This is a genomic window from Stagnihabitans sp., from assembly GCF_964946895.1.
On record NZ_CBBQHX010000076.1, the window covers coordinates 1 to 9,132 of the forward strand.

The 9,132-nt window shown below is 62.5% G+C and carries 11 protein-coding genes and 1 tRNA gene; 9 read left to right on the forward strand and 3 right to left on the reverse strand.

Going from position 1 to position 9,132, the window contains the following annotated elements:
• Positions 1-72: 72 nt before the first annotated feature.
• Both AC1Y2B_RS22915 and AC1Y2B_RS22920 read left to right on the forward strand, forming a co-directional pair.
• A tRNA-Met gene (locus AC1Y2B_RS22915) sits at positions 73-149 on the forward strand.
• A 7-nt stretch (positions 150-156) separates the two neighbouring features.
• Positions 157-774: a hypothetical protein gene (locus AC1Y2B_RS22920; RefSeq protein WP_482255444.1), complete on the forward strand. Its 618-nt coding sequence runs from the start codon at positions 157-159 to the stop codon at positions 772-774.
• A gap of 64 nt (positions 775-838) precedes the next feature.
• Here AC1Y2B_RS22920 and hpaR read toward each other — a convergent pair whose 3' ends face one another.
• On the reverse strand, positions 839-1,300 hold the full coding sequence (hpaR, locus tag AC1Y2B_RS22925; protein ID WP_482255445.1) for a homoprotocatechuate degradation operon regulator HpaR: 462 nt from the start codon (positions 1,298-1,300) through the stop codon (positions 839-841).
• A 104-nt stretch (positions 1,301-1,404) separates the two neighbouring features.
• Between hpaR and AC1Y2B_RS22930 the strand changes: the two genes are divergently transcribed.
• The 7 genes from AC1Y2B_RS22930 to AC1Y2B_RS22960 all read left to right on the forward strand — a co-directional run bounded on the left by AC1Y2B_RS22930 (position 1,405) and on the right by AC1Y2B_RS22960 (position 7,654).
• Positions 1,405-1,797 (forward strand): 5-carboxymethyl-2-hydroxymuconate Delta-isomerase, encoded by a 393-nt coding sequence (locus AC1Y2B_RS22930; RefSeq protein WP_482255446.1) that lies wholly within the window; start codon positions 1,405-1,407, stop codon positions 1,795-1,797.
• On the forward strand, positions 1,794-3,299 hold the full coding sequence (hpaE, locus tag AC1Y2B_RS22935; RefSeq protein WP_482255447.1) for a 5-carboxymethyl-2-hydroxymuconate semialdehyde dehydrogenase: 1,506 nt from the start codon (positions 1,794-1,796) through the stop codon (positions 3,297-3,299). The genes AC1Y2B_RS22930 and hpaE overlap by 4 nt, the downstream gene beginning before the upstream one ends.
• Positions 3,300-3,374: 75 nt before the next feature.
• A complete protein-coding gene (hpaD, locus tag AC1Y2B_RS22940; RefSeq protein WP_482255448.1) occupies positions 3,375-4,226 on the forward strand; it encodes a 3,4-dihydroxyphenylacetate 2,3-dioxygenase in 852 nt (283 codons plus the stop codon).
• 9 nt (positions 4,227-4,235) lie between these two features.
• Positions 4,236-5,216 carry a 3,4-dihydroxyphenylacetate 2,3-dioxygenase gene (gene hpaD, locus AC1Y2B_RS22945; RefSeq protein WP_482255449.1) on the forward strand — a complete coding sequence of 327 codons (981 nt, stop codon included), beginning with the start codon at positions 4,236-4,238 and terminating at the stop codon, positions 5,214-5,216.
• Positions 5,217-5,226: 10 nt separating this feature from the next.
• The gene (locus AC1Y2B_RS22950; protein ID WP_482255450.1) at positions 5,227-6,081 is read left to right on the forward strand and encodes a fumarylacetoacetate hydrolase family protein; all 855 of its coding nucleotides are present in this window, start codon (positions 5,227-5,229) and stop codon (positions 6,079-6,081) included.
• On the forward strand, positions 6,078-6,872 hold the full coding sequence (hpaH, locus tag AC1Y2B_RS22955; protein ID WP_482255451.1) for a 2-oxo-hept-4-ene-1,7-dioate hydratase: 795 nt from the start codon (positions 6,078-6,080) through the stop codon (positions 6,870-6,872). Before AC1Y2B_RS22950 ends, hpaH begins: the two co-directional genes overlap by 4 nt.
• Positions 6,873-7,186: 314 nt before the next feature.
• Entirely contained in the window at positions 7,187-7,654 is a 468-nt protein-coding gene (locus tag AC1Y2B_RS22960) for an aldolase/citrate lyase family protein (protein WP_482255452.1), read from the forward strand.
• Here the strand turns inward: AC1Y2B_RS22960 and AC1Y2B_RS22965 are convergent.
• Both AC1Y2B_RS22965 and AC1Y2B_RS22970 read right to left on the reverse strand, forming a co-directional pair.
• Positions 7,620-8,921: an MFS transporter gene (locus AC1Y2B_RS22965; protein ID WP_482255453.1), complete on the reverse strand. Its 1,302-nt coding sequence runs from the start codon at positions 8,919-8,921 to the stop codon at positions 7,620-7,622. The two genes, AC1Y2B_RS22960 and AC1Y2B_RS22965, sit on opposite strands and share 35 nt — an antisense overlap.
• The coding region (locus tag AC1Y2B_RS22970) for a metal-sensing transcriptional repressor (protein ID WP_482255454.1) at positions 8,921-9,132 on the reverse strand (212 nt) is incomplete at its 5' end. The genes AC1Y2B_RS22970 and AC1Y2B_RS22965, both read right to left, overlap by 1 nt.

The window sequence follows — 9,132 nt, forward strand, 5'->3', positions numbered from 1 at the left end:
GGAGAGTAGGTCACCGCCAAACCTAGAAAGTTGCGACATCTCTCATACGATCTCAAAACCACGCACAACCGGCGCGGGGTGGAGCAGCCCGGTAGCTCGTCAGGCTCATAACCTGAAGGCCGCAGGTTCAAATCCTGCCCCCGCAACCATCGTTACTTGCTTAACACCCGCACCACTCGTGCGGGTTTTTGCTTTTGTGGCTACAGCGTTGTCGCACAACGACAATATCGCACCCAGTTCCCCATAAAGCTCGATCTTGTGGCCATTCGGCGCATCCGGATCCGGCTGCGGGATGATCTTGTCGATCAGGCCGCGCAGGATATCGGCGGCTTCCGCCTTGGTATCCTCGACGTTCAGGGCTTCGGCGAGGTTTGCGACCCTTTTTGCGTAGATGTCGGCAAGGCCTGGGTGAATGGCGACCGGGTCTTCGGCCGGGATCTGGCGCAGGTGGGCCGTGACGGACGCCTTCTCGGCCTCCAGAGTATCCATCTTTGCCTTCATGCTGGGATGAAACATGCCCTCGGTGATGGCCGTGATGATGCTGTCGATGTCTTTGCAGACCTTGGTCAGGCGGCGCTGTGCATCGTCACGCGCACCCATCGCCTCAATGCGGTCCTTCCGCACCTCCCGCTGAAACGCGGCGATGAATTCTGCGATGAGATCTGGCGCCATGAGTTTGTGCTTCAGGCCCTCGAGGACGCGGGCTTCCATATCCGCGCGGGCAATGGTCTTGCGGTTGTCGCAGGTGCCCCGGTTGCGGTTGGTCGGCCATAGCTGGAGGCGGGGCGGGGTGGTGCGGCTCGTGCACGGGTCAACTCTTGCGGCGCGCCACAGGCCCTCAGTCTTGTTGGCGGCGGCGCAGGTCGATGGACCGTAGATCTTCCAAGAGTTCCAGAAGCAACTCCAGCCGGTTCGACCCAAATTCCCGTTCGATCTGATCCATGATTGCGGCGCTTTCGCCCGCATGGGCGCGGATCAGCGCTTCGCCCGCTTCGGTGATGGCAATAATCGTCTTGCGCCGGTCCTGCGGCGGAGTGTGGCGCGAAATAAGGCCTTCCCTTTCCATCGGCCCGACCATGCGCGTCAGGCTGGAAAACAGAAGACAGGCCTCTGGCGCCACCTGACCCAGTTCAAGCGGGCCCTTTTCCTGCAAGACCCTGAGCACGCGCCACTTCTGTTCGTTCACGCCAGAGGTGGCCAGCATCTCACGAATGGGGCTCATCACAGTCTCACGCGCGCGGAGCAGGGCGATCGGCAGCGAGCGGCGGGTTTGGCTGAGCGGGCGGGGATTTTCGGTCATGCACCCGATCTTGCTTGGTTTTCGGGTCTATCTCAATGGGCGGCGCAAATTATTTGACAAGACAAGTATTTTACTTAACAAAGCAATTATCAGAGGAGGGACAGATGCCGCATGTGCAGATCGACTATTCGCCCAACCTTGAAGCGCGCCTAGATGTTGCAGCCCTGTGCCGGGCATTGCGCGATGCGGCGGTGGAGACGGGCATCCTGCCTTTGGCTGGCATTCGCGTCCGGGCCACGGCCTGCAGCCACGTCGTCATTGCAGACGGCAACCCGGATCATGCCTTTCTTGACATATCGCTGCGCTTGCGCGGTGGCCGGGCGGCCGAAGCCAAGGAAAAGGCCACCGCCCATATCTTCGCCGCAGCACAGGCTTTCTGCGCCGAGGTGATGGCCTCTTCCTCCTTCATGCTGTCCTTTGAGATGCGCGACATCGACCCTGAACTGTCGCCCAAAGCCTCTTCGATCCGCCGCTACCTGTCCGGAGAAGTCCAATGACCGACCTGCAAGCCCATCTGGTCAAGCTGGAAACCCACCTGATCCGCTTCCGCGAAAAAGGGATCGTGAACCTGATCGGTGGTCAGGATGTTTCCGGTGACGATTGGTTCGAGACGTGCTCTCCGGTGGATGAAAGCGTGATTGCGCGGGTGGCTTTGGGGGACGCCACCACGATCGACGCCGCAGCCAAGGCGGCGAAGATGGCGTTTCCGGCCTGGGCCGCGCTGGACGGCGTCAAGCGCAAGGCGATCTTGCACCGCATCGCCGACCTGATCGAGACGCGCGCCGAGGAAATCGCCCTTTGTGAATGCTGGGACACGGGTCAGGCGTGGCGCTTCATGTCAAAGGCCGCGCTGCGCGGAGCCGAGAATTTCCGCTTCTTCGCTGATCTTGCCCCTTCGGCCCGCGATGGCCAAAGCTTGCCGACGCCGGACCATCTAAACGTGACCTCGCGCCATCCGATCGGTCCGGTGGGGGTGATCACGCCTTGGAACACGCCCTTCATGCTGTCGACCTGGAAGATTGCCCCGGCCTTGGCGGCAGGCTGCACGGTGGTGCACAAACCGGCAGAATTCTCGCCCCTGTCCGCCCGCATCCTTGCGGAAATCTGCCATGAGGCGGGCCTACCCCCGGGGGTCCTGAATCTGGTGAACGGCATGGGCGAAGGCGCCGGCAAGGCGCTGACCGAGCATCCAGATATCAAGGCCATCGCCTTTGTCGGCGAGAGCCGCACCGGCAGCATGATCATGAAACAGGGGGCCGATACGCTGAAGCGGGTCCATTTCGAACTTGGCGGCAAGAATCCGGTCGTGGTGTTCGAGGATGCAGATCTGGAACGTGCGCTGGATGCGGCAATCTTCATGATCTACTCGCTCAACGGGGAACGCTGCACCTCCTCCAGCCGCCTTCTGGTGCAAGATACGATTGCCGACCGGTTCCATGAAATGCTGGTGGCGCGTGTCAACGCGATCAAGGTTGGCCATCCGCTTGACCCGAAAACCGAAGTCGGGCCGTTGATCCACAAAACGCATTTCGACAAGGTGACCGGCTATGTGGACATCGGCAAGGCCGATGGGGCGACGCTGGCTGCGGGAGGCCACCGGGTGGGCGACGCGGGCTGGTTCGTGCAGCCCACGCTTTTCACCGAGGCCAGGCCACATATGCGCATCGCACAGGAAGAGGTGTTCGGCCCCTTCCTGACCTCGATCCGCTTCAAGGACGAGGCCGAGGCGCTTGAGATCGCCAACGGCGTGGCCTATGGCCTGACCGGCTATGTCTGGACGAACGACCTGACCCGCGCCCTGAGGTTCAGCGAAAAACTGGAAGCCGGGATGATCTGGGTGAACTCGGAAAACGTCCGCCACCTGCCCACGCCCTTCGGCGGGGTCAAGGCCAGCGGCATCGGCCGCGATGGCGGCGACTGGTCCTTTGAGTTCTACATGGAAACCAAGAACACCGCCTTTGCCCTTGGGCGGCACAAGATTCAGCGACTGGGCGCGTAAGACGGCCAGAGCAAGCAAGACCCGCGCGATGACCGGGGCCCAACCCGCAACCGGGCGCCCCAACGGGAGGAAGACATGGGAGAGATCGTTCTCGCCGCCAAATGCACGCATGTTCCGACGATGCTGATGTCGGAACAGGAAGGCCCCCTGAAGGGCAAACGCCAGCCCGCCATCGACGGCCATCTGGAAATCGCCCGCCGGGCCAAGGCCTTGGGGGCAGATACCGTGGTGGTCTGCGATACCCATTGGGTGATCAATGCGGGCTACCACATCAACGCCAACGCGCGTTTTCAGGGCATCTTCACTTCGAACGAGTTTCCGCAGTTCATCCAGAACATGCCGTTTGACTACGAGGGCAATCCCGCTCTTGGTGACGCCATCGCTGCAAGCGCACGTGACATGGGGGTTCATTGTCTGGCCCATCATCTTGACAGTCTTGAACCCGAATATGGCACGCTGGTGCCGATGCGCTTCATGTCGCGCGAACACAAGATGAAGGTCGTCTCGATCGCCGCCTGGTGTACCGTCCACAGCCATGACGAAAGCCGGGTGATCGGACAGGCCATCGCCAAGGCTGTCACGGACAGCGACAGCAAGGTGCTGCTGGTCGCCTCGGGCAGTCTCAGCCACAAAATCTGGGCCAACAAGGACTACGCCGCCAACAATGGCACCTTCACGATCAGTTCCGAATTCAACCGCCAGATAGACTTGGCAGTGCTGGACATGTGGCAACGCGGCGACCACGTCACCTTCCTGAAGATGCTGGGCGATTACGCACAGTTCTGCTGTGGCGAAGGGTCGATGCACGACACGGCCATGCTTTACGGCGCGCTCGGCTGGGATGCCTATGAGGGCCAGTGCGACGTCGTCACCCCCTATTTCCCTTCGTCCGGTACCGGACAGACCAACGTCATCTTCCCCGTCTGAGGACAAGCCATGCCCATCCCGCCGCCGAACCTGAACCCGTCCTTCAACATCGTCCGCCTGTCCCATGTGGAACTGAAGGTCACCGATCTGGCATGGAGCCGGGCCTATTACGTCGACATCCTTGGCCTTCAGGTCACCTACGAGGATGCAAGCTGCATTTACCTTCGCGCGATGGAGGAGCGAGGTCATCATTCCATGATCCTACGGCAGGCGGATCAGGCCTCGGTCGGGGTTCTGGGCTTCAAGGTCTGGTCCGAAGATGACCTTGACCGCGCGGCGCATTGGTTCAGGGCACGCGGGCTGCCCGTCGAATGGATCACCCGGCCCCATATGGGCCGCGTCTTGGCCGTGCGCGATCCTTGGGGCGTCCCGCTGGAGTTTTACGCCAAGATGGAGCGGCTGGCGCCGATCCACCAGAACTACGCGCTGTATCGTGGGGTGAAGCCGCTTCGGATCGACCACTTCAACCTTTTCTCCTCCAATGTCGATCAGGCGGTGGCCTTTTATGGTGAGATGGGCTTCCGCGTCACCGAATACACGGCGGACGAGGCGACGGGCCGGACCTGGGCCGCCTGGATGCACCGCAAGGGCGGCGTGCATGACATCGCCTTCACCAACGGCACCGGGCCGCGTCTGCATCATACCGCCTTCTGGGTGCCGACGCCCTTGAACATCATCGACCTTCTGGACCTGATGTCGACCTCTGGCTATCTGTCCAACATCGAACGCGGGCCGGGGCGGCACGGGATTTCCAATGCCTTCTTTCTGTATATCCGCGACAAGGATGGCCACCGGACCGAGATTTACTGCTCTGATTACCAAACCGTCGATCCTGACCTTGAACCGATCAAATGGGACCTGAAGGACCCGCAGCGCCAGACCCTTTGGGGGGCCGCAGCTCCGCGCAGTTGGTTCGAACTGGGGTCGGGCTTCGATGGAGCCACGACCGTTGAAAGCGACCTTAAAGCCACCCCGATCATCGCCCCGTAAGGAGAAGCCCATGAACCTTGTGACCTACACCGCAGAAGGGCGGCAGCATTGGGGCGTGACGGCTGACGGCGGCGTTCTGGGCCTGTCGGACGCCTTCCCACAATGGCCCACGCTGCGCAGCGTGATTGCAGCGGGCGGTATCCCCAAGGTTCTTGCCGCAGGGCAGGGCAGGCGGGCCAGTCATGCAACGGGCAGCTTCACTTTTGACATCCCGGTACCAGACCCGGAAAAGATCATCTGTGTTGGGGTGAACTTCCCCGACCGCAACGCCGAATACAAGGACGGGCAAGAGGCCCCGCCCAACATGTCGCTCTTCCCGCGCTTTGCGCGCAGCTTCACCGGGGCGGGCCAGCCGCTGATCCGCCCGCCAGAATCTGCGCAGCTGGATTATGAAGGCGAGATTGCCGTGATCATCGGCAAAGGCGGTCGCCGCATTCCCGAGGCCGAGGCGCTGTCCCACATCGCCGCCCTGACGCTGTGCAACGAAGGCACGATCCGCGACTGGGTGCGCCACGCCAAGTTCAATGTCACGCAGGGCAAGAACTGGGATCGCTCTGGCGCGATGGGGCCTTGGGCCGTGCCCTTCACGGATCCGTCCCAGATCCTCGATGTCGAACTGACCACCCGCGTCAACGGAGAAGTCCGCCAGCACGACCGCAGCGGTCGCATGCTGTTCCCCATCGCCCGGCAGATCGCCTATATCTCGACCTTCACCACGCTGGTTCCGGGCGACATCATCGTGACCGGCACCCCCACTGGGGCCGGCGCCCGCTTTGACCCGCCGATCTGGCTGAAACCCGGCGATGTCGTCGAAATCGACGTGCCGGGCATCGGCATCTTGCGGAACGGAGTGGCGGACGAATGACCCCCTCTGAAATCATGGCTGCCGCCGAAACGCTCCATCAGGCGGAACGCACCGGCAAGCAGTGCGGGCTGCTGTCCCTGCGCTATCCAACGATGACGCTGGATGATGCCTATGCCGTGCAGGCGGCCTTGGTGGCCCGCAAGAAGGCCGCCGGGGCCAAGGTGATCGGCTGGAAGATCGGCCTGACCTCGCGCGCCATGCAACAGGCGCTGAACATCACGACGCCGGATTCGGGCGTGCTTCTGGACGACATGGCCTTCGCCGATGGCGCCACCATCGCCAATGGCCGCTTCATACAGCCGAGGGTGGAGGCCGAGATTGCCTTTGTCACCAAGGCTCCGCTGCGGGGCATGGTCACGCGGGATGACGTGCTGGCCGCGACCGACTACGTGGCCCCCAGCCTTGAAATTCTGGACACCCGGATCCTGCGCGCCGACCCTGCCACGGGCAAGGCCCGCATCATCACCGACACCGTGTCCGATAACGCCGCAAATGCCGGGATCGTTCTTGGTCAGCAGCACCATGCGCCGGATGCGTTCGACCTGCGCTGGATCGGCGCGATCGTTGCCCGCGATGGTGTGGTCGAGGAAACCGGACTTGGCGCGGGTGTGCTGAACGATCCGGTGACTGGCATCCTTTGGCTGGTTCAACGCTTGGCCCAGTACGGCATGGGGATTGAGGCGGGTCAGGTTCTGCTGTCAGGTTCCTTCATCCGCCCGATAGAGGCGCCGCCGGGCAGCCATTTTCATGCCGACTTCGGCACCTTCGGCCACGTCTCGATCACTTTCTGAGCGTCTGATGCCTTTGCCGCTGAACTTGCTCAGGCCGTGGCCGGCCAAGGGCGAGGTGCTGCGTGGCATCTGGCTTGCTTGGCCTAGGCCTGTGCCACCGAAATCGCCGCCACTGCCGGCTTTGACCGGCCATCATCGAAGGCAAAGGGCCCAGCCCGATCCTGCGCCTGCCCTAGGATGACCGGACCAAGATCAGCCAACCGCTGGGTCTTGGGGCCCCGTCCGGGCTGATCGGGGCGGTTGAATTGGTCGAGAAGGAGGCTGCCGTCTGGCGCGCCGCCCGCTGTCTGCAGCAAGACAACCGCAGCGTCGTCTTGGCCTTGGCCAAGGGGTCACGGTTTGCGACCAGCCCGGATTGTCTGAAGACTGCCAGGGATCTGATTTGCCTGATCCTTCAGGTGGAGTCGGTGACGGACCTGCACGCGGTGGATAAGGTTCTTGCGGGCCAAAATGGGGACGGCCTCTTGATCGTTCCATCAGATCTGACGGCCGCTACGGGACATTTCGGCAATCCGGGGCATCCGGTGGTGCTTGATGCGGTTTCGCCCCTCTGGGCCTCGGACAAAGTTGTGGGAATGCAGACGACTGATACGGACTTTATCACCGAGTGGAAGACTGCAGGCGCCACCTTTGCTGGTATCGACGTCATCATCCTGACCAATGGCCTGCCCGATCTGCCCAGATGTCCCGCGCCTGACCGGCAGCCCGTGGATTTCAGCTTCCAAACGTCAACCGAACATCGCGTGATCAGGCAGGCCAGCGGTGGTGCAGGGGGTCAATGACAAAATCGTGGGCGTGATGCGGACCTTGGCCCTGCAAGTGCGGGTGATCGGCGGGCAAATCGGCATGATCGTGCGCCAGTGCGACAGGATCTGCCGCTGGCCATAGTCGCCACACCAGCGCAAGCGCCACCGCCCCAACGGATGCGAGGATCATGCTTGTCATAGCCAATCCCGCCCATGCGCCCAACCATCCGGCCAAGGGATAGGTCACCAGCCAACAGGCGTGACTGGAGGCGAATTGCGCGGCAAAGACCGACCCGCGATCTTCCTCGCGCGATGAACGGCTGACGATCCGCCCTATCGGCACCTGCGAGCCGGCAAACCCTGCCCCGATCAGGGCCCAGATCCCGCACAATGTGCCAAATCCCTGCACCAAGGGCACCAGAGCCACGCCCAGAACCATGATCACCGCGCCGGCCAGCATCAGGCTCCGCTCGGTCAGAAGGGTCAGCAGGCGCGGCACGAACAGGGCCGCGATCATCGATCCCGCCCCAAAGGCAGCAAAGGCCATCGCCACGAATCTCTCGGTCAGGCCCAGTTGAGCCTGCACCAGCACGACCGTGTTGACATAGACCATCGCCCCCGCGGTAGCCACTGCGCCTTCCATCAGGAACAGGCCGCGCAAGCGCGGGGTGGCGGCATAAATGCGCAATCCTTTGGTCACCGCCTGCACGAAGCCCTCGCCGGGTTCAGCGCGTCTGGGAGGAAGAGGGACCGACACCACCAGCAGCGCCGAGGCCAGAAACCCCACCACGGTTCCGCCAAACAGCACCGGAAAGGACACCACCGCCAGCAGGGCCGCCGCCAGCATGGGAGAGGCCACCTGCTCCATATCCTCGGCCAGCCGCATCAGGGTCAGGCCGCTTGTGTAATCAGACGGGTCCGGCAGCAGATCGGGGATCGTGCTTTGAAAGGCCGGCGTAAATCCGGCAGAGGCCGCCTGCAGCAGGAAGATCAGTAGATAGACCTGCCAGACCTCTGTCACGAAGGGCAGGAAGGCAATCACGCAAGCGCGGATCAGATCCAGTCCGACCAGAAACGCCCGCCGTGGCAGCCGGTCCGCCAAGGCAGAGGCGATCGGGGCCAGCGCCACATAGGCCATCATCTTGAGGGCCAGCGCCGTGCCCAGAACCTGACCGGCGCGATCTCCTGCAAGCCGCCATGCCAAAAGGCCCAAGGCAACCGTCGCCAGCCCCGTTCCGATCAACGACGCGAGTTGCGCCAGAAACAGATGGCGGAACGCCTGGTTTGACAGGATCTTCCGCATCAGAGCAGTCTGGTCATGGCTTTGATCGCGGTCCGGTCATGCGCCCGGGTTCCGATCAGGCAATCGCCGATATGGTCATGGATCAGGGCCCGTCTTGCCTTGGCAAGTGCCCGGTCCACGGCATTCAACTGCGTGCCAATGTCCAGTCCGGGACGGCCCTCAGCGATCATCCCGACGATGTGGCGCAGATGACCCTCGGCCCGTTTCAGGC

What these genes read in the sequence shown, in the direction of transcription:
- hpaH (WP_482255451.1), top strand. Translation starts at nt 6,078, where the DNA reads ATGACCCCCTCTGAAATCATGGCTGCCGCCGAAACGCTCCATCAGGCG.
- AC1Y2B_RS22930 (WP_482255446.1), top strand. Translation starts at nt 1,405, where the DNA reads ATGCCGCATGTGCAGATCGACTATTCGCCCAACCTTGAAGCGCGCCTA.
- hpaE (WP_482255447.1), top strand. Translation starts at nt 1,794, where the DNA reads ATGACCGACCTGCAAGCCCATCTGGTCAAGCTGGAAACCCACCTGATC.
- hpaD (WP_482255448.1), top strand. Translation starts at nt 3,375, where the DNA reads ATGGGAGAGATCGTTCTCGCCGCCAAATGCACGCATGTTCCGACGATG.
- AC1Y2B_RS22950 (WP_482255450.1), top strand. Translation starts at nt 5,227, where the DNA reads ATGAACCTTGTGACCTACACCGCAGAAGGGCGGCAGCATTGGGGCGTG.
- hpaR (WP_482255445.1), bottom strand. Translation starts at nt 1,300, where the DNA reads ATGACCGAAAATCCCCGCCCGCTCAGCCAAACCCGCCGCTCGCTGCCG.
- AC1Y2B_RS22965 (WP_482255453.1), bottom strand. Translation starts at nt 8,921, where the DNA reads ATGCGGAAGATCCTGTCAAACCAGGCGTTCCGCCATCTGTTTCTGGCG.
- hpaD (WP_482255449.1), top strand. Translation starts at nt 4,236, where the DNA reads ATGCCCATCCCGCCGCCGAACCTGAACCCGTCCTTCAACATCGTCCGC.